General features: G+C 71.7%; 18 protein-coding genes, 1 tRNA gene and 1 other RNA gene. 3 read left to right on the top strand and 17 right to left on the bottom strand.

The genetic code is table 11. The annotated features are described in order from the left end of the window. Positions 1-41 precede the first annotated feature (41 nt). From ACFYZJ_RS36570 to ffs, 5 genes are all read right to left on the bottom strand, one after another. Positions 42-1,541 (bottom strand): N,N-dimethylformamidase beta subunit family domain-containing protein, encoded by a 1,500-nt coding sequence (locus ACFYZJ_RS36570; RefSeq protein ID WP_388575940.1) that lies wholly within the window; start codon positions 1,539-1,541, stop codon positions 42-44. 550 nt (positions 1,542-2,091) lie between these two features. Next, on the bottom strand, positions 2,092-3,915 hold the full coding sequence (locus ACFYZJ_RS36565; protein ID WP_388575938.1) for a hypothetical protein: 1,824 nt from the start codon (positions 3,913-3,915) through the stop codon (positions 2,092-2,094). Between the two features lie 422 nt (positions 3,916-4,337). After that, on the bottom strand, positions 4,338-5,594 hold the full coding sequence (purD, locus tag ACFYZJ_RS36560) for a phosphoribosylamine--glycine ligase (RefSeq protein WP_388575936.1): 1,257 nt from the start codon (positions 5,592-5,594) through the stop codon (positions 4,338-4,340). Positions 5,595-5,674: 80 nt separating this feature from the next. Then, on the bottom strand, positions 5,675-7,951 hold the full coding sequence (locus ACFYZJ_RS36555) for a DNA polymerase III subunit gamma and tau (RefSeq protein WP_388575933.1): 2,277 nt from the start codon (positions 7,949-7,951) through the stop codon (positions 5,675-5,677). A 100-nt stretch (positions 7,952-8,051) separates the two neighbouring features. Further along, positions 8,052-8,142, bottom strand: an RNA gene (gene ffs / locus ACFYZJ_RS36550) — signal recognition particle sRNA small type. Between the two features lie 76 nt (positions 8,143-8,218). On the opposite strand from ffs, the gene ACFYZJ_RS36545 reads away from it, so the two are divergent. Further along, positions 8,219-8,303, top strand: a tRNA-Ser gene (locus tag ACFYZJ_RS36545). Between the two features lie 78 nt (positions 8,304-8,381). Here the strand turns inward: ACFYZJ_RS36545 and ACFYZJ_RS36540 are convergent. The 12 genes from ACFYZJ_RS36540 to ACFYZJ_RS36485 form a co-directional block, all read right to left on the bottom strand. Next, a complete protein-coding gene (locus ACFYZJ_RS36540; RefSeq protein WP_388575930.1) occupies positions 8,382-9,614 on the bottom strand; it encodes a tyrosine-type recombinase/integrase in 1,233 nt (410 codons plus the stop codon). Continuing rightward, positions 9,614-9,850: a helix-turn-helix domain-containing protein gene (locus ACFYZJ_RS36535; protein ID WP_384607120.1), complete on the bottom strand. Its 237-nt coding sequence runs from the start codon at positions 9,848-9,850 to the stop codon at positions 9,614-9,616. Before ACFYZJ_RS36535 ends, ACFYZJ_RS36540 begins: the two co-directional genes overlap by 1 nt. Positions 9,851-10,087: 237 nt before the next feature. After that, complete coding sequence (repSA, locus tag ACFYZJ_RS36530) at positions 10,088-11,473, bottom strand: replication initiator protein RepSA (RefSeq protein ID WP_388575927.1); 1,386 nt, start codon at positions 11,471-11,473, stop codon at positions 10,088-10,090. Further along, positions 11,470-11,667 carry a hypothetical protein gene (locus tag ACFYZJ_RS36525; protein ID WP_388575924.1) on the bottom strand — a complete coding sequence of 66 codons (198 nt, stop codon included), beginning with the start codon at positions 11,665-11,667 and terminating at the stop codon, positions 11,470-11,472. The genes repSA and ACFYZJ_RS36525 overlap by 4 nt, the downstream gene beginning before the upstream one ends. A gap of 89 nt (positions 11,668-11,756) precedes the next feature. Continuing rightward, positions 11,757-12,074, bottom strand: a complete 318-nt coding sequence (locus ACFYZJ_RS36520) for a SpdD-like protein (RefSeq protein ID WP_388575921.1) — start codon at positions 12,072-12,074, stop codon at positions 11,757-11,759. Between the two features lie 23 nt (positions 12,075-12,097). After that, positions 12,098-12,253 carry a hypothetical protein gene (locus ACFYZJ_RS36515; protein WP_388575918.1) on the bottom strand — a complete coding sequence of 52 codons (156 nt, stop codon included), beginning with the start codon at positions 12,251-12,253 and terminating at the stop codon, positions 12,098-12,100. Between the two features lie 11 nt (positions 12,254-12,264). Beyond that, positions 12,265-12,456, bottom strand: coding sequence for a mobile element transfer protein (locus tag ACFYZJ_RS36510; RefSeq protein WP_384607102.1), 192 nt, complete (start codon positions 12,454-12,456; stop codon positions 12,265-12,267). An 18-nt stretch (positions 12,457-12,474) separates the two neighbouring features. Beyond that, positions 12,475-13,143 carry a DUF2637 domain-containing protein gene (locus tag ACFYZJ_RS36505; RefSeq protein ID WP_388576088.1) on the bottom strand — a complete coding sequence of 223 codons (669 nt, stop codon included), beginning with the start codon at positions 13,141-13,143 and terminating at the stop codon, positions 12,475-12,477. A gap of 81 nt (positions 13,144-13,224) precedes the next feature. Beyond that, a complete protein-coding gene (locus tag ACFYZJ_RS36500; RefSeq protein WP_388575915.1) occupies positions 13,225-13,425 on the bottom strand; it encodes a hypothetical protein in 201 nt (66 codons plus the stop codon). A gap of 2 nt (positions 13,426-13,427) precedes the next feature. Beyond that, positions 13,428-13,634: a hypothetical protein gene (locus tag ACFYZJ_RS36495; RefSeq protein WP_388575914.1), complete on the bottom strand. Its 207-nt coding sequence runs from the start codon at positions 13,632-13,634 to the stop codon at positions 13,428-13,430. A gap of 81 nt (positions 13,635-13,715) precedes the next feature. Then, entirely contained in the window at positions 13,716-15,071 is a 1,356-nt protein-coding gene (locus ACFYZJ_RS36490; RefSeq protein WP_388575911.1) for an FtsK/SpoIIIE domain-containing protein, read from the bottom strand. 2 nt (positions 15,072-15,073) lie between these two features. Next, a complete protein-coding gene (locus ACFYZJ_RS36485) occupies positions 15,074-15,430 on the bottom strand; it encodes a hypothetical protein (RefSeq protein ID WP_388575908.1) in 357 nt (118 codons plus the stop codon). A 189-nt stretch (positions 15,431-15,619) separates the two neighbouring features. Between ACFYZJ_RS36485 and ACFYZJ_RS36480 the strand changes: the two genes are divergently transcribed. Continuing rightward, a complete protein-coding gene (locus ACFYZJ_RS36480) occupies positions 15,620-15,940 on the top strand; it encodes a putative quinol monooxygenase (protein ID WP_388575906.1) in 321 nt (106 codons plus the stop codon). Further along, positions 15,937-17,175, top strand: coding sequence for a helix-turn-helix domain-containing protein (locus tag ACFYZJ_RS36475; RefSeq protein ID WP_388575904.1), 1,239 nt, complete (start codon positions 15,937-15,939; stop codon positions 17,173-17,175). The genes ACFYZJ_RS36480 and ACFYZJ_RS36475 overlap by 4 nt, the downstream gene beginning before the upstream one ends. The last annotated feature ends 118 nt before the right edge of the window (positions 17,176-17,293 follow it).

The raw sequence follows: 17,293 nt of genomic DNA, 5'->3' as shown, positions 1-17,293 counted from the left end.
GCCGGGAGCGAGTCGATCCGCGGGGCCGGGGTGGGGTGGGTTCAGTCGCGTTTGCAGATGCGGTCCAGGAGGTTCGCGGTCGCCTGCTGGATGCGCGGATCGACGTGACCGGGGCGGTCCAGCGCGGGGGACCACGCGAACGTCCCGGAGGCGAAGACCAGCGCGCCGGAGGGGGCTCGGTAGAGGGAGGTCTCCTGATGGCGCAGGACACCCTCGCCGTCCCGGTACGGGGAGTGGGCGAGCAGGATGCGGCCCTCGTGCTCGGGCAGCGGCACGCGCGGGAAGTAACGGTCCGCCTCGCCGGCGACCATCCCGTCCAGCTTTTCGCCCTCCTCGGCACCGGTGCTCTCCCACAGCCAGTGGTCGGCGTTGCGGACCACGAGCGGGTGGGGTTCGGGGACCCGGCCCGCGTACTGAATGCCGATCAGCTCCTGCTCGGCACGGTCGATTTCCCGCCACAGCACCGGCTTTCCGGGGCCGCGGCGCTTGCGGCAGGTGAGCAGGCGGTTGGGGACACCGGACGGGGACGGGCCGAGCTCCACCTGCCAGTACATGGTGTTGGCGGAGAGGAAGACCAGCGAGGTCCCCTGCTCGCGGGCGAGCTCGACGGTGCGGCGCATCTGCGCCGACCAGTACTCGTCGTGGCCCGGGAAGACGAGGCCGCGGTAGCGGGTGGGGTCGACGCGGCCGGCGTGCAGATCGCGGGCGTCCGCGTAGGCGAGGTCGTAGCCGTACCGCTCGGCCCAGCGGATGAAGTCGTAGGCGTGACCGACGTGCAGGGGCAGGCCCGCGCCGGCGTACGGGCGGTCGAAGGAGACCGTGGTGGCGGCGTCCGCCTCGCCGAGCAGCCGGCCGCTGTCGTCCCAGGCGTGGTAGAGGCTGGCACCGGTGCGGCCGTCCTCCGGATACAGGTTGTACGCCTGCCAGGTGATGTCCGGGAGCAGCAGGAGCAGATCGGCCGGGCGGGCGTCGCGCACGGTGAACGGGACGTGGGAGCGGTAGCCGTCGGCGGTGGTCAGCACGGCGACGTAGGCGCCGACGCTCCAGTACGACGGGATCTGCAGCCGCCAGGACAGCCACCAGTGGTGGCAGGAGACCGTGCGGTCGGCGGTGAGGGGCGGTGGCTGGACGATGCCCGAGAGACGGGGGCTCGTGGTGATCTTGGCCGCTCCGTCGCCGTTGTAGTGCCCGATCCGGTACACGTCGACGGCGAACTCCTGGGGCGGGTCGACCGTGATGTGGAAGTCCAGGGCCTCGCCGGGAGCGACGGCGCCGGTGGAGGTGAAGCCCTTGATCTGGCGGTGGACGTCGTCCGCGGAGCGGGGGCCGCTGGTGCGGGGGGCCGGGATCCGGGCCCCTTTCTGCCCCTGGGCGGGAACGTGGGCCGGGGCCGGCTCCACGTACCAGGGGACCACGTGACCCGTGTCGTCGAAGTAGGTCTCACTGCCCCGGAGCCAGGGAACGGGACCCTGGCCGAAAGGATCCGTCACGGCGTGCGCGAGAGCACCCGACTCCCACCGGCGGATGTGTTCCGACCCCATGCGTGTCCCCTCCCTCGTCCCCCGTGAGGCCTTGTAAGCCCTTACCGAGTGCGCGATCGGTACCCAGCACATCACATAACGCACCCACTCCGTCACCGTTCGTCGCGAATTGACGGGAACGGAATGGGTTCCGCGGCCAGGGGCCGGGGTTGCCGGGTCGGGGTGGGCGGAGTTTCCCCAGGTCGGCTCCGGTTCGGCTGGAGCGGCTCGGGTCGGCTTGGGTCGGCTTGGGTCGGCTTGGGTCGGCTTGGGTCGGCTTGGGTCGGCTTGGGTCGGCTTGGGTCAGCGCGGGCCGACTCGGGCCGGCTCGGGTCAGCGCGGTCTCGCACCGGGCGGAGCGGTCCTGGACTCCGGTCGAGCGGTCCAACTCCGCTGGAGCGGTCCTGGACTCCGGTCGAGCGGTCCAACTCCGGTGGAGCGGTCCAACTCCGGTGGAGCGGTCCTGGACTCCGGTGGAGGGGGCGTCAGGCCAGGCCGAGCGGTCCTCGGATCAGGCAGGGGCGGCGTCAGGCCAGGCCGAGCCGTTCTCAGCCCGGTGAAGTGGCCGTCATCAGACCAGGCGCACCGGCTTCTCGGGGCGTACTCCGAGGTTGCGAAGCCAGGTGCGCAGTGGGGCGGGGTCGCCTTCCTCTACAAGGGTGCGGACCCGGGGGGAAAGGTCGGCCGCACGTTCGCCCCTCACCAGGAGGGACGGGCCGTCCAGCCAGTCGAGGCCCGGTACGGCTCCCGCCGTGTCCATGGCGGCGCAGCACACCACCGCGGCGACATGGTCGACGAGCAGTTCGCGGCCGGTGCGGGGCGGCTGCATCGGGAACAGCGGCAGCATCGCGGGGGCGTCCCACACGGTACGGTCCGGCCCCTGCGCCTGTCCCCTGACGCCGCCGGGTATCGCCCCGGCCGTCTCCTCCCGCGCCATTTCGGCGCTGAGCCCGGCGACCAGCGCGGCGGTCCGCACACTGGCGACCGCGTCGTCGTCGGGGACTTGGGCGGTTTCGTCGTCGGCGCCGTCCCCGCCCGGGGTGCCCATGCCGCCGGACCCGCCCTCCCCCTCACCCGTCGGCGTGCCGCTCGTGCTCCCGCCCGGGCGGACCGTCAGGTACTCCAGGACCCGTTCCAGCGTCGGGCCGTCCGCGTCGGGAGCCGTGTCGGGGCGGGCGTGGTGCACGCCGAGGGCGTCCAGAACGCGGTGGAGGCGGGCCGCGTCCGTGCGCCACTTGCGGTCGACGACCTCCTCCGGGTACTCCTGCCAGTCCACCGGCGCCCAGTCGGGGCCGGGCTCGGTCGGCCCTCCATGGAAGAGGCGGGCCGCGAGCAGGGACGTGGCCTCGTCCACCAGACCGGGCTCCTCCAGCAGGTCACAGGCCGGCCGCTCGCCCAGCCGCGAGGTGAAACCCTCGGCCAGCCGGTCCCGGCGCGACAGCTCCGTGAGTGCCGCGACCACGCCCGCGTCCAGGCGGGAGGGCCAGCGGCCCATCCGCCAGGCCGGCAGCGCGACCCGGGTCAACAGCCGGTCCCAGCCCGCGTACGCCAGCCCCACCTGCTCCTGCGCGACGATCCGCACCCCGTAGTCCACAGCCTGTGCACGCTCGGCCGCAGCCGCCGCCACCCCCCGCTCCATCTCCTCCGCATGCCCGCGGCAGCTGCGCAACAGCACTCGCGCCACCCAGCCGGCACCCCCCAGCACCGTGCGGATCACGGGCCCGTGCGCCGGTGCCGACGTCACCGCCACGGCGGCGTCCAGACCCCGGACGAAGCGCCGCGCCGCCGCTATGTCCGGGTGCGCCGACGGTCCCGTACCGGCGACGACCGGGGCGAGGACCGCACGCAGTTCCCCCACCCGCATCCACCACAGGAACGGCGAGCCGATGACGAGCACGGGCGCGGTCGCGGCGCGGTGCTGCCGTGGGGCCAGGCCGCGTATGCCGCGGGCGCCGGATATCTCCTCCCCGGGCGGCGGACACGGCGGGCCGTGGGCGGGGTGGGTACGGTCCTCCAGCCAGCTGTCGCAGTCCGGGGTGAGCGCTATGGCGGACGGCGCGGGCACGTCGAGGCGGTCGGCCAGGTCCCTGACCATCCGGTAGAGATCGGGTGCCGCGTCCTCCGCGATCGGGACCGTCGGGCTCATGGCCGGGCGGGCGCGGGCGATCACGAGGGCGATACCGGCGGCACAGAGCAGGACGACCACGGCGATGACCGTCACGATCCAGCGGGCGATCCCCCAGCGCGCTCCGCCGAGGTGACCGGTGGCACCGCCGACCAGCAGGACGACGGCGACGGCCGCGGGCAGCAGGGCGACGGCCAGCGCCCGGCCGCGGATCCGCAGCACGGCCAGGGCCCGGGAGCGCGCGGCCTGCGCGCCTGCCTCCACACCCATACCGGTCACGACCGTACGTCACCCCCTCCGACCCGCCTCTGTCCGGCACGACGTGTGCCGCGACGCCCTGCGTCACGGAAGTCGCCGCCGGATGCCCGTGCGTTGCTCACTCCCCCACTGTGGCACCCGCCACTGACATCGCAATGCCGGTGGGCCAAGTGCCGGAACACTTGCGCCGCACCCTAGTTGGGGCTCCGGCCGTCGTCAGCCGGACGGGTCACCGCTCACTCGATGGAATGGCTTTGGGGAAAGGTGGCTGACGCAGGGCAAGGAGCAGGCCAGGATTCCGCCCGGCCGGCGCCGGGCCGCCGCACGACACCACCGCGTGGGACGGGCCCCGCATCCTGAGACGGATGCGGGGCCCGCGGGGTTCATCGGCACGCACGCCGAAGCCGAAACGCCACGGCGTCGACGAGTCGAGGTCAGACGCCGACGCCGGCGGCCTTCGCCGCGATGTCCGTGCGGTGCTGGGAGCCCTCGAGGCCGATGCGGCCCACCGCCGCGTACGCCCGGCGACGCGCCTCGGCGAGGTCCGCGCCGGTCGCCGTGACGGACAGCACCCGACCGCCCGCGCTCACGACCGCGTCGCCCTCGCGCCGGGTGCCGGCGTGCAGGACGTAGGCGTGCGGGGCGTCCTGGACCGCCACCTCGTCGAGCCCGGTGATCGGGTCGCCGGTGCGCGGGGTGCCCGGGTAGTTGTGGGAGGCCACGACCACGGTGACGGCCGCGTCGTCGCTCCAGCGCAGCGGCGGGAGGTCGGCGAGGGTGCCGTTCGCGGCAGCCAGCAGCACACCGGCGAGCGGGGTCTTCAGCCGGGCGAGGACGACCTGGGTCTCCGGGTCGCCGAAGCGGGCGTTGAACTCGATGACCCGAATGCCGCGCGAGGTGATGGCGAGCCCCGCGTAGAGCAGCCCGGAGAACGGCGTGCCGCGGCGGCGCATCTCGTCGACGGTCGGCTGCAGAACCGTCTGCAGCACCTCCTCGACCAGCTTCGGGTCGGCCCACGGCAGCGGCGAGTACGCGCCCATGCCGCCGGTGTTCGGCCCCTCGTCGCCGTCCAGGGCGCGCTTGAAGTCCTGGGCGGGCTGGAGCGGGACGACCGTCTCGCCGTCCGTGACGGCGAACAGGGACACCTCGGGGCCGTCGAGGAACTCCTCGATGACGACGCGGTCGCAGGCGGCCGCGTGCGCCTTGGCGGCCTCGAGGTCGGCGGTGACGACGACGCCCTTGCCTGCGGCGAGACCGTCGTCCTTCACGACGTAGGGGGCACCGAAGGCGTCGAGCGCCTCCTCGACCTCCTCGGCGTTCGTGCACACGTACGACCGTGCGGTGGGGACGCCCGCGGCCGCCATCACGTCCTTGGCGAAGGCCTTGGAGCCTTCCAGCTGCGCGGCTTCCTTGGAGGGACCGAAGACGGGGATCCCGGCCTCGCGCACGGCGTCGGCGACCCCCGCGACGAGCGGCGCCTCCGGGCCCACGACGACCAGCCCGACGCCGAGCTCGCCGGCCAGCGCGGCCACGGCCTGTCCGTCGAGAGCGTCGACGTGGTGCAGCCGGGCCACCTCGGCGATGCCCGCGTTGCCGGGGGCGCAGTGCAGCTCGGTGACGTCGGGGTCGAGGGAGAGGGAACGGCACAGGGCATGTTCGCGGGCGCCGTTACCGATGACGAGGACCTTCACGGGGTCAGCCTAACGGGCGCGGGCGGATGACCTTGTGGGGGCCGCCGAGCAGGGGGCGGGTGGGGGTTTGTGGTTTCCTCCTACTCGTTCGAGAACTCCTCGACGACCGTGGCCCCGAGCTCTCTGACGATCAGTTCATGGCCGGACAGGGCCGACTCGTCGAGGTCGGGGTCGTCGTCCTCCGGCATGTCGTCCTCGGGGGCGACCACATGACGCTCCGGCGCGGGGGGCGCGGCCGGTGCGGGGGCGGGTGCTGCCGCGGGTGCCGGGGCCGGGGTCGCGGGCGCCGCCGGGGCGGCCGGGCGTGCGGCCGGAGCAGGCTGCTGGGGTGCGGGACGCGGCGCGGCCGGGGCGCCCGAGCCGGAGCCACCGCCCCCGCCGGGCGGGAAACCGCCGCCGAAGCCGGAGCCCGAGCCGGCCGGCGGTGCCGAACCGCCCGAGGGGTCGACGATCGCCTCGATCTTCCACTGCACGTTGAACTGCTCGCCCAGCGCCTGCCGCAGGACGTCCTCACTGCCGCTGCTGAGGAAGTTGTCCCGGGCACCCGCGTTCACGAAGCCGAGCTGCAGCGTTGTTCCGTCGAAGCCCGTGACCTGCGCGTTCTGGCTGAGCAGGATCCAGGTGAAGCGGCGGCGGTTCTTCACCGCCTCCAGGATGTTCGGCCACAGCGCGCGGGGATCCAGCCCGCCCGGCGCCGGTGCGCCGGCCGGTGTGGGAGCGGAGGCGGCCGGTGCCGGCGTGGCCGCGGGCGCCGCGGGTCGCGTGGGCGCGGCCGGGGGCTGCGCTCCCCCCGCGGGCGCCGCCGTGGGCCACCCGCCGGGCCGACGGCCGCTGCCCGCGGCGGCAGCGGTGGGCCAGGCGCCGGGAGCGGCGGGAGCAGGGGCGGCGGGGGGCCGTGGCTGGGCCGGAGCGGGAGCAGCCGGCACCTCCGCGGGCGCTGCGGGCTGGGCCGGTGGTGGCGCTTGTGCCGCTGGTGCCGCTGGTGTCGGTTGCGCCCCAGCGGCCGCCGCCGCACCGTCGTACGCACCCGGGCCCGGCGCACTGCCCGCGCCCGGGCCCGTGCCCTGGGCCCGAACCGCCGCCCGAGCCGCGGCCGGACCACCGCCCGGCGGCACCGGAGGGGCAACCCCCGCCCCGCCGTGCGCCTCGGGCCCGGGCACGTACCCCATGGCGGGACCAGCACCGCCGCCGGAGAAGTTGACGCCTCGCTCCAGACGGTCCAGGCGGGCCATCACGGACCGCTCGTCCCCGTACGCGGCGGGCAGCAGCACCCGTGCGCAGATCAGCTCGAGCTGCAGCCGGGGGGAGGTGGCCCCGCGCATCTCGGTGAGCCCCTCGTTGACGATGTCGGCGGCGCGGCTCAGCTCCGCCGGGCCGAAGACACCGGCCTGGGCCTGCATCCGCTCCAGCACGTCGGCCGGGGCGTCGATGAGCCCCTTCTCCGTGGCGTCGGGCACGGCGGCGAGGATGACGAGGTCCCGCAGCCGCTCCAGCAGGTCGGCGACGAACCGGCGGGGGTCGTTGCCCCCCTCGATCACGCGGTCGACGACCTCGAAGGCGGCGGCCCCGTCGCCGGTCGCGAAGGCCTCGACGACGGAGTCGAGGAGCGAGCCGTCCGTGTACCCGAGCAGCGAGGTGGCCATGGCGTACGTCACACCGTCGGGCCCCGCGCCCGCGAGCAGCTGGTCCATGACGGACATGGAGTCACGCACGGACCCGGCACCGGCACGCACGACCAGTGGCAGGACCCCGTCCTCGACGGGGATCTTCTCCTTCTCGCAGACCTCTGCCAGGTAGTCCCGCAGGGTGCCCGGCGGCACGAGCCGGAACGGATAGTGGTGCGTACGCGACCGGATGGTCCCGATGACCTTCTCCGGCTCGGTGGTCGCGAAGATGAACTTGAGGTGCTCGGGCGGCTCCTCGACGACCTTGAGCAGCGCGTTGAAGCCGGCCGACGTGACCATGTGGGCCTCGTCGATGATGTAGATCTTGTACCGGCTGCTCGCGGGTCCGAAGAAGGCCTTCTCCCGCAGGTCACGGGCGTCGTCCACACCACCGTGCGACGCGGCGTCGATCTCGATGACGTCGATCGACCCCGGCCCGTTCCTGGCCAGGTCCCGGCAGGACTGGCACTCCCCGCACGGCGTCGGCGTGGGACCTTGCTCACAGTTCAGGCACCGGGCCAGGATCCGCGCGCTGGTCGTCTTGCCACATCCGCGCGGCCCGCTGAACAGGTATGCGTGATTGACCCGGTTGTTCCGCAGCGCCTGCTGCAGCGGGTCGGTGACATGCTCTTGCCCGATGACCTCGGCGAAGGACTCCGGGCGATAGCGGCGGTACAGCGCGAGAGACGACACGCTTACGAGGTTATAGGCGCCCACTGACAAAGCGCCCGGCCCGAGCACAGCCCGGCCACGGCCCCTCGACACTCGCCCCCGGCACCCGTCCCCGGACGCGAAAGACCCCCCACGCACCCGCCAGAGCCAACCTACCCTTGCTGCCTTCCGGCCCTGGGGGAGTTCAGTCAGATAGCGCCGCGTGAGGGGCTGAGCCCCAGCCTACCCGATCGCCGGGGCCCCGAACGAGTTCGCTAGCACTCCCCGGCGTCATGTAATGTTTCCGGCGGAGGATTCGCCTAGAGGCCTAGGGCGCACGCTTGGAAAGCGTGTTGGGGGCAACCCCTCACGAGTTCGAATCTCGTATCCTCCGCACTCGCCCAGCAGGGCAAACGAAGGCCCCGACCGATCAGGTCGGGGCCTTCGTCGTGTCGTGGTCTCATTTTTGGTCTCAGTTCGGCCCCGGTAAGCCCCACAGCTTCTCGCCGACCTGGTCCGCGACCTTCCGGAGCATGGGCCCGGTCACGTGCATGTAGCGAGCCCGCATCCGCGCGGCACCTCCCGGCTCCCAGCCCATGATCGCGTCCACGATCACATCGGGGACGCCGAGCAGAAGGAGGACCGTGGCCGCCGTGTGGCGAGCGTCATGCAGGCGCCCGTCCCTCACGCCCGCGTCGCGAAGCAGCCGCTTCCACACGTGGTAGTCGGTGTTAGGGCTCAGTGGCCCGCCAGTCGGCGAAGCGAAGACGTACCCCTTGTCCTCCCAATCCGCTCCGGCCTCAGCGCGCTCCCGGTTCTGTTCCTCCTGATGCTTGCGGAGCAGCTTGATCAGCGGGTCAGGCAGGCCGATGGTTCGGCGGCCGGAGCGTGACTTCGTGCTCTTGTGCTCGCGCCGGATCTGCTCGCGCTTGGGGCAGTAGCCCGGCTTTCTGCCACAAGGCTCTTCCCCGCAGCCGTGCTGGTACCTGGGCCTCAGTCGGTTTCGCCGGATACGGAGGTACCCCGCATCGAGGTCGACGTCCTCCCACTGAAGCCCGAGTGCTTCCCCTTGCCGGAGACCGAGGGCGAGGGCGACGACCCACCGCGCGCTGTTGCGGAGCTTGGACGCCTCCAGGAGCAGGCTTTGCACCTCCTCGATGGTGTACGGCTCCACGTCCTCCTCTTCGATCCGAGGAGCCCGGGCGATCTCGGCGACGTTCCGGGAGACGTGCCCACGGCGCCTAGCCTCGGCGAGCGCGACCCGCACGGTTCGGTGCACGTGATGCGCCGTCCCGGCTTTGCTGCCGTCGCGTTGCATCTTGGCGTAGAACGCCTCCAGGTGCTCGGGTTCCAGCCGGTCGAGCCGGTGTGCACCGAGACCCGGGACGAGGTGCACGCGTACGTCCACCTCATAACCGGCGTACGTGTTCTCGGAGACGTACTTCTTTGCGATCTCGTGGACCCAGTGCTCCAGCCAGCTCCCTAGAGTCCAGGTCTGGCCCGGCTTGGGAAGGTTTCCCGCATCGCGCTTCCGCTCGATCTCCCGAACGGCTTTGACGACTTCAGCCTTGGTCTTGCGGCCCACATGCCGCCGGTCCGGTTTGCCGTCCGGACGTATGCCAACGGTTACCCGGCCGTGCCACCGGCCATCGGCACCCTTGTAGATCGAGGCCGCCCCGTTCGGTTCCCGGCTCCGCTTCGCCATCACGCATCCCCCGTTGAAGAGGCGGCAGCACCACGCAGACGACCGACGTACGCAACGAGGGCATCCGCGGGTATGCGCCGCAGACTGCCGACCTTGACCGATTCCAGTTCGCCCGAGGCGATGAGGGCAAAGCACGTAGTACGGCCGATGCCCAGTCGGCGGGCAGCCTCCTCGACCGTGAGAAGGAGAAGGGTCGGATCAGCGGTCGGGGCAAGTGTGGCTGCGGCTACGGTCATTTCTCCTCCTTGCAATCGAGTCCGAGCAAGATCAAAACGAGCCGGGCCGGCACCAGCGTGGAGCCACCGCAGGCCGGGCACGGGAAACGCGGCTCGGTCGAATGACGCCCGGAGCCGCCGCACTCCAAGCAGGCTGTCCACTCGTTGGCCGCGAAGGCGGCCCAGCAAGCGGCACAGTCAGCGCAGGGAAGTTCGTGGCACACCGGGCAGTCCGAGCCCGGCACCCGCCGCAAGCGTTCACGCATGGTCGGGTCCTCCTGATGCGGCCAGTTCTTCACGGGCGGTTTGGCGGTTGAGCTGGAGGTCTCGGGCGATGGTGACGGCGAGGACGGATTCGCCGGGGGTGTGGCCGTGTCCGGCGTACTGCCAGTCGGTGAGGACGAGGACGGTTTCCGGCTCACGGTCCTCCAGGCCGAGGGCGGTGTGTTCCTGGGCGGCGCGGTAGTCGGCACGGGCCTGGCGGAGCGCGCCGAGCGTGGTCGAGTAGCGGCGGGACTTCGAGGAGAAGTGGCCGCGGAAGCCGAGCATGTGAGCCCAGGCCCACAGGCGACGGTCCGGGTACAGCTCATCCAGATCCCGGCAGGCGGTGATCAGGCGGCGGGCGTGGTCGGGGACGCCGTGGCGGTCGAGTTCGGCAAGTTCGCCGATGCGGCGATCCACGGTGCCCGTGTTCTCAGCGGCCTTCGTGGCGTACTTGGCGACGTAGGAGGCTACGGCCTGTTCGGTAATGGCGGAGCCGTCGCCGAACGCCTTCACGGGCCGGACGTCGAGCTGTCGGCCCCACTGGAAGGTGCGGGCGGGTTGGTCCCCGGCGGCGGGAACGCTGACGCTGCTGTACGGGTGCTTGGCGGCAGCGCGGATGGCGTCGGTGAGCAGGTCGGTATTGGCCCAGGACGGCGGCGGGGAGTCGGGACCCTCCGGGCCGTCGAGCCGGATCACGGCGTGGAAGTGGATGGCGCCGCGCTTCTGGAACTCGGCGACCTTGCCGTACGAGACGCGGCAGGCGTCGGCCAGTTCCCGCTGGGTGAGGCCAGCGCGGGCAGCGATCTCGCGGCGGAGCCGGTTGACGAAGCGCATCCACAGCTCCCCGGCGTGGTTGTTGAACAGCACCGCGCCCGCGTAGTCGTACGTCGCTGGGTCGAGGGCCGTGCCGAGGGCGGGATCGTCCGGGGTGTGCTGGGTGCCGCAGCGGCAGGCGCCGCGGTCGGGCCGGTTGTGGACCGGGCCGAAGGACGGGGCGGTGAGGGTGGCGAAGACGCGGGGGTGGTCGCGGACAGTGGCCGGGATGTCCTTGTCCTCGTCTCCGGCGAGCCCAGCGCGGATCAGGTGGTAGGTGTCTCCGGCGTAGGTCCAGGCGCAGGCCGGGCAGCGGGAGGCCCGCCGGTTGCCGCAGGCGACGCGGAGGCGTCCACCCGGCTCGTTCTCCGTGCTGTAGCGGTGCAGGGTCTCGCCGGTCGTCTTGTCCTTGTGCACGACCCAGCCGCGCAGGTGGATCGGGTCGGAGCAGCCGCCGGTGCGGCGGATCTGGTCTTGCCAGCGGTCGAAGCCCGGAGACCCGGCCACCCTCAGGAGATCCCCCAGGGTGATCGGGTCCAGGCCCGCGAAGGTCGCGAGGTTGGTCATGCGCGGCCCCCGACGAGCTGGACGGTGGGGGCGGGCGCGGTGCCGGTGCCGTGGCAGGCCGGGCAGTCCACAGTGATCGTGCGGAGGTGGCCGCGGGGGTCACGGCCGCCGAGGGTGATGGCGACGGTGGGGAAGCCGTCGCAGTTCGGGCAGATCCGGGCGGTTGTGGTGGTGGCCGGGTTGGTGCCGGTCATGATGGAGGTTCCTTCCGGTTTCTTGGATCGGACAGGGACGGCGCCCGGGCGGCGGATGCTTGGCGGTATCGGAGCCGCCCGGGGGCCGGTCAGCGTCGCTTGGCCTCGGAGGCGATCAGGGAGCGCAGAACGACGGCGCACACGGCGACCGAGGCGGCGGTGATGGCGACCGCCAGGAGCATGGAGACCAGGACGGCGCCGACGACCAGGACCACGGCGGTACCGCCGCCGACGAGGGCGACCAGGGCGCCAGGGGTGAGCTGGACCACCGGCCGGGACGGGACCGGAGCCACGGGCGCGGGTGGCGGGGTCGGGGCCGACGAAATGACGGTGGTCGGCTCGATGACAGCGGGCGGGGTGACGTGCCCGGTAGGTGTGGGCATGGTCGGGATCTTCGGGCGGAGCATGGCGGTTCTCCCCTCTTGGGTGGCTACTTGACGAAGGCGTTGATGGCGGGGGCAAGGACGCTGTCGGCGAGGAGGTAGCCGCCGAGCAGCAGGACGGCGATGAGCCACCAGGGCGGGCGGATGAGCTTGACGCCGAGGTAGCCGACGACGAGCAGGGCGAGCCAGAGCGGAACCTGCACGGGTGCCTCCCTCAGCGGACCTTGCAGCGGTGCGTGCGGGCGGCGAGCTGGGCGGCGGACTGGCTGGTGTAGTCGGCGGACCAGCCGCAGCCGTCGGCGGTGCACACCGCGGCGTGCTTGGTGTGGCCGTGGCGGTCGCGGTGGGTGCCGATCTGCACGGGGCCGATCTGCATCACGGAGTGGAAGAAGTCGCGGGCGGGCATTAGGGGTCTCCCTTCGTCTCAGGCGAGTTGGGCGGCGATTGCGTCGGCGAGGTGGGGCGGGACGCCGAGGCGGGCGCGCAGGGTGTCGGTGTCGATGCGGGCGCCGGTGCGGGCTTCGTGGTCGGCGGCGACCTTGCGGGCGTGGTCGACCAGCGCGGCCGGGACCGACAGGGCAGGAGCAGGCGCCGGGTCCGGGTCCGCGACGGGCAGAGCCGGGGTGTCGTCGACCGCCGAGACGGCCTCAGGCTCTGCCGGAGCCGGTTCGTGCTCGGGGTCGGATGCCGGGGCTGCGGGTGCCGGCGGAACCGGCACCCGGTCCCCGGCCGGTGTCGGCGAGTGGGCGAGGAGGGTGCCGCCGAGGAAGGCGAGGGCGGGCCACCCGGCGACGCCGAGGCGGAGCAGCGCGGGCGGGTTGGCCAGGTCGAGGAATCCGGCGGTGGCGACATTGGCGCCGAGCGAGGCGACCAGGGCTACGAGGAACCAGCACCAGGCCAGCCGGGACGGTCCATCGGCGCGGAGCCGTCGCCAGGCAGCGACCAGGAGCAGGTCCACCGAGATCGGGTAGGCCCACGCCTTCCAGCCGGACTGCCCGGCCGCGGAGGCAAGGTCGTGAAGGTGGGCGAAGGACAGGGCTCCGGCGATCACGGCCTGTACGAGCACGGCATCCGGGCGCAGGGCGGGACGCATCACGGGGTCCTCCTTCCAGCGGGGTTGGGGCCAGGGGCGGGGCGGGGATCGGTGTCCGGCCGCCCCACCCCTGGCGGGCATTCAGTCGGTGGGGGCTTCGCCGGTGCCCCAGCAGGTCAGGCACAGGCCGGTCTGGTGATCGCCGGTGATCCGGCTCTTGCGGGCGCCGACCCGGACGGCTTCGGTGATCTCGCCGTTGCCGTCGCAGTCCGGGCACTTCACCGGCTCAGGCTTCGGCGCAGCCGTCTTGCGGCGGGCGGCGGGCCGTTTCGCGGTGGCCACGGTCACCACCCCTCGTCGGGGTACTCGGGGCCGTCGTTGGGGTCGTAGCCGGGCGGGAAAATGCCGGGCGGGGGCTCCGGCAGCGACGCCGCCAGGCACGGGCCCACTGCGTCGATGAAGTCCTGGTCCGCGCCGATCATGTCGGCGTAGAGGGCGAGTTGGCCGAGCATCACCACAGTGCGGGCGAAGTCCTCGCAGTCGGGGCACATGGCGGGTGATCTCCTTCTTCGGGCATGGCTCGGGTAGGGACCTGGCGCGAAGCGGTCGCGCCGACCGTGGAGCGGGAGAGGTCAGGCAGTGGCCGGGATGGACTCGACGGCCGGGGCATCCGCGGGTGCCGGGATGCCGAGGGCGGGCCGGAACGGGGCCAGGGCGGGCAGGTCCGGGGTGAGGTCGGCGTGCCGGTTGCAGGTGTTCACGGCCTGCCGCAGCGAGGTGTGCGGGGCGCGGATGCGAGCCCAGCCGCCGGTGGAGTCACCGGCGATGGCCACGCCGGGCATGTCAGTGGGGATCTGGATCGCGGCGAGCACGGCGTCAGGGGCGATGTCGCCGAAGGCCATGTTGGCGCTGGTTTCGTCATTGACGCGGTGGGCGGTCCGGCCGGTGAGCTGGGCGCGGAGCATGGTGATGCCCTTGCCGAGTTCGGAGCCGAAGCGCTGCCCGCAGATCTCCAAGTAGATCCCGGCAGCGCGGCCGAGTTGGGCGAGCCGGGCAAGCGCGGTGATGATCCGGTCCCGGCGCCTCTCTTCCTCCTTGGTGGCGAACAGGGCGAGTTCAGCGACCTCATCGACCAGGACCACGATCGGCACGGGCCGCAGGTGGTCAGGCAGGCTCCAGATGTCGGCGGCGATCTCGGCATCCGGCACGTCAGCGGTGATCCGCTGTTCGGCGCGGATGAGCTGGTAGACGCCCTCCATGTGCGCAACGAGCGCTTCCAGGAGTTCGGCGGCGGTGTCGGGGTTGTCGGCGAGCGCGGAGAACCGGCGGGCCAGCGGGAACAGTTCAACTCCCTGCTTGCAGTCGATCCCGACCAGGGCGACGTTCTGCGGGGCGAGCGCGGCCACCAGGTTGCGCTGGTACACGCTCTTGCCGGACTCGGTGGCGCCGAGAGTGAGCGCGTGCGGGACGGCGCGGTAGTCGCGGTAGTGGATCGAGCCGTCCTCCCGCAGGGCGACCGGGACTCGCATCGGCCGGGTGTCGGTCTTGGCGGGCATCTGCACCCGCTTGAGCACGTCGTATCCGGTCATCCGCACCTCGACCACGCCCGAGCGCAGCTCACGGGAGGTGACGCCGTACATCGCGAACGAGTGCCGCAGCCGGTCACACGAGGCGGCGACATCGAAGGCGTCCTGACCGGGCCGGAGCTTCAGGCGCAGGACCAGGCCGGTACGCGTCGGCCGTATCCGCAGGATCCGCGGGGCACGCGGACCAGGGACGGGCCGGTTGGTGGCCCGGGCTAAGGCCAGCCGCCAGCGCGACGGTGGAACCGTCAGGCCGCAGGCATCCATCACGGAGCCGTAGCGAACCAGGACCCGCAGGGCCGCGAGGGTGACCCCGAAGACCAGCCAGTACCAGGCGGGGCGCCGCCACCGCAGAAGACCCGCAGCGGCGACAACCAGCACCAGGGCGACCATGAACCAGGTCATGATCAGGCCGCCTTCGGCTGCGAGGCACCCGCGGCCAGCGAGGTCACGGCGACCGCGCGGAAGGCGATGCCGTGCCGCTTCTGGCCGTTGAGCTCGTTCTCCCACGGCACGGCCACCAGGCCCGTGATCGCGACCGGGGTCCCCATGACCAGCTCACCGGAAATGTCCGGCTCAGCAACGGTCACCGTGATGACCTCCGCATTGCCGTTCATCACGAACAGCACGTCCACGGTCACGAGCGTGTGACCGGTCTCCCGGTCGGTGGCGATCACGCCGTTGCGCTTGTCACGCATCTTCGTCTGCGGGGGCTGAGCGACCATCAGGGTCGCGCCGTTCGTGTCGACGGGGATCTGACGCATGATGGAGTCTCCCTTTTGGGATGAGCCCCGGGCTGCGTTGTGATCTTGGCGGATGGCACGCAGTCCGGGGCGGCTTGTGTGCGACACCAACGAAGCTACTCGCAGAAAAACTGCGAGTCAACAGAAAAACTGCGACTAGTAGGAGAACTCCGAGTCTGCGACACTGAGTGCGACGAGAAGGAGGCAGAAATGGCCAACTATGGGCTTTTTGTTCGCTTCACGCTGCGCGAGGGGGCAGGCGAGGCGTTCGACGCGCTGATCCGAGAGACCGCCGCAGGGATCCAGGCACATGAGCCCGGCACGCTGGTCTATGCGTGCCATGAGGTCGAGGGCGCACCCAATGAGCGGATCTTCTTCGAGCTGTACGCCGATCGCGCTGCTTTCGAGGAGCACGAGCGTCAGCCCCACACGCGTCACTTCCTGGCCGAGCGCTCTAAGTACGTAGAAAAGACCGAGGTTGACCGCCTCCAGCCGTATGCCGGCAAGTACCCCACCGGAGCCGAGAAGTGACGGCTTCCGACACCAAGACCGTCGGCCAGAGGGTGAAGGAGCTGCGCCGCGCCGCAGGCATGTCACAGAGCGACCTCGCCGCCGCCATGGGACGCTCCGAAAGCTGGGTTTCACAGGTCGAAAGAGGCGTACAGCCCGTTGAGCGACTGTCGGTCCTTCAGGCTCTCGCCGACGCGCTGAACGTGCCCGTGCGCGACCTACGGCCAGAGGCCGCCGCCCCGGAGGAAGAAGCCGAGCCGGAGGAGCAGGCGAAGAGCAACGACCTCGATGGCCTGCGGGTAGCCCTTACCGGTCACCCTGCACTGGGCAGCCTCTTCCAGCAGCCCCCAGCCGAACCGACTCCATCGCTTGCCGACTTCCGTCAGCAAGTAGACGAGGCGTGGACTCTCGTACACGCGTCGAGCTACGCGGCGCTGAGCGATCATCTCACCAAGCTGCTCCCGAGCATCGAGGCCGCAGTGCGCAACGCGCCAGCAGGCGAGCGCGCAGAGCTGCATGCCTTGCGCGCCAAGGCGTACCAGGTAGCCGCGGCGAGCTTCACCCGGCAAGACCAGGCGGATGCGGCGTGGGTCGCAGCGGACCGGGCACTACAGGCAGCCGAACTTGCAGGGCAGCCGTTGGAAGTCGTAGCGAGTCTGTTCCGCATGGCGCACGCCTTCATGCGGCAGCAGCACATGGACCAGGCCGAGCAGGCAGCACAATCTGCTGTGGCCGTCATGGGTCCAAGGACGAAAGCCCAGACGTGCCCGCCGGAAGAGCTGTCGCTGTTCGGCGCCATGAACCTCGTCCTCGCAGTGATCAACGCGAGGGAGGGCAACCGAGGGCGGACTCACGAGCACATCGACCGAGCGCGCGGAATCGCAGCCCGGTTGGGCGGGGACCGCAATGACTTCGACACGGAGTTCGGGCCGACCAACGTCGAGATCCACGCCGTAAGCACGGCAGTGGAGTTGGGAGACGCGGGGCTTGCCCTAGAAGTGGCCCAGCATGTTGACGCATCGGGTCTGTCGCCCGAACGGCAGTCACGTTTCCTGCTTGACGTGGCGCGAGCACACGCGCAGCGGCGACACGTCGGCGAGGCCACAGCCGCACTCATGGAGGCCGAGGCCCTGGCACCCGAGCAGATCCACGACCACCACTTGGCCCGCGAGGTCATCCGCGACTTGATCCAGCTCTCGGACCCGCGCATCCCCGAGGCGCTGCGCAACTTGGCCGAGCGGAGTGCCGTGATCTAGGCGCCCCAGACCTGTCGGATCCCAGACCTGTCGGATCCCAGACCTGTCGGATCCCAGACCTGTCGGATCCCAGACCTGTCGGATCCCAGACCTGTCGGATCCCAGACCTGTCGGATCC

The sequence above is a fragment of the Streptomyces sp. NPDC001848 genome (assembly GCF_042891915.1).
Taxonomy (GTDB): domain Bacteria; phylum Actinomycetota; class Actinomycetes; order Streptomycetales; family Streptomycetaceae; genus Streptomyces.
Note: the sequence above shows the minus strand (reverse complement) of the source record. Positions and strands in the feature narration are given on the sequence as shown.

What these genes read in the sequence shown, in the direction of transcription:
- ACFYZJ_RS36540 (WP_388575930.1), bottom strand. Translation starts at nt 9,614, where the DNA reads ATGGCGAAGCGGAGCCGGGAACCGAACGGGGCGGCCTCGATCTACAAG.
- ACFYZJ_RS36525 (WP_388575924.1), bottom strand. Translation starts at nt 11,667, where the DNA reads ATGACCGGCACCAACCCGGCCACCACCACAACCGCCCGGATCTGCCCG.
- ACFYZJ_RS36480 (WP_388575906.1), top strand. Translation starts at nt 15,620, where the DNA reads ATGGCCAACTATGGGCTTTTTGTTCGCTTCACGCTGCGCGAGGGGGCA.
- ACFYZJ_RS36510 (WP_384607102.1), bottom strand. Translation starts at nt 12,456, where the DNA reads ATGCCCGCCCGCGACTTCTTCCACTCCGTGATGCAGATCGGCCCCGTG.
- ACFYZJ_RS36490 (WP_388575911.1), bottom strand. Translation starts at nt 15,071, where the DNA reads ATGACCTGGTTCATGGTCGCCCTGGTGCTGGTTGTCGCCGCTGCGGGT.
- ACFYZJ_RS36565 (WP_388575938.1), bottom strand. Translation starts at nt 3,915, where the DNA reads ATGGGTGTGGAGGCAGGCGCGCAGGCCGCGCGCTCCCGGGCCCTGGCC.
- ACFYZJ_RS36485 (WP_388575908.1), bottom strand. Translation starts at nt 15,430, where the DNA reads ATGCGTCAGATCCCCGTCGACACGAACGGCGCGACCCTGATGGTCGCT.
- ACFYZJ_RS36520 (WP_388575921.1), bottom strand. Translation starts at nt 12,074, where the DNA reads ATGCTCCGCCCGAAGATCCCGACCATGCCCACACCTACCGGGCACGTC.
- ACFYZJ_RS36505 (WP_388576088.1), bottom strand. Translation starts at nt 13,143, where the DNA reads ATGCGTCCCGCCCTGCGCCCGGATGCCGTGCTCGTACAGGCCGTGATC.
- ACFYZJ_RS36570 (WP_388575940.1), bottom strand. Translation starts at nt 1,541, where the DNA reads ATGGGGTCGGAACACATCCGCCGGTGGGAGTCGGGTGCTCTCGCGCAC.
- ACFYZJ_RS36495 (WP_388575914.1), bottom strand. Translation starts at nt 13,634, where the DNA reads ATGTGCCCCGACTGCGAGGACTTCGCCCGCACTGTGGTGATGCTCGGC.
- ACFYZJ_RS36535 (WP_384607120.1), bottom strand. Translation starts at nt 9,850, where the DNA reads ATGACCGTAGCCGCAGCCACACTTGCCCCGACCGCTGATCCGACCCTT.
- repSA (WP_388575927.1), bottom strand. Translation starts at nt 11,473, where the DNA reads ATGACCAACCTCGCGACCTTCGCGGGCCTGGACCCGATCACCCTGGGG.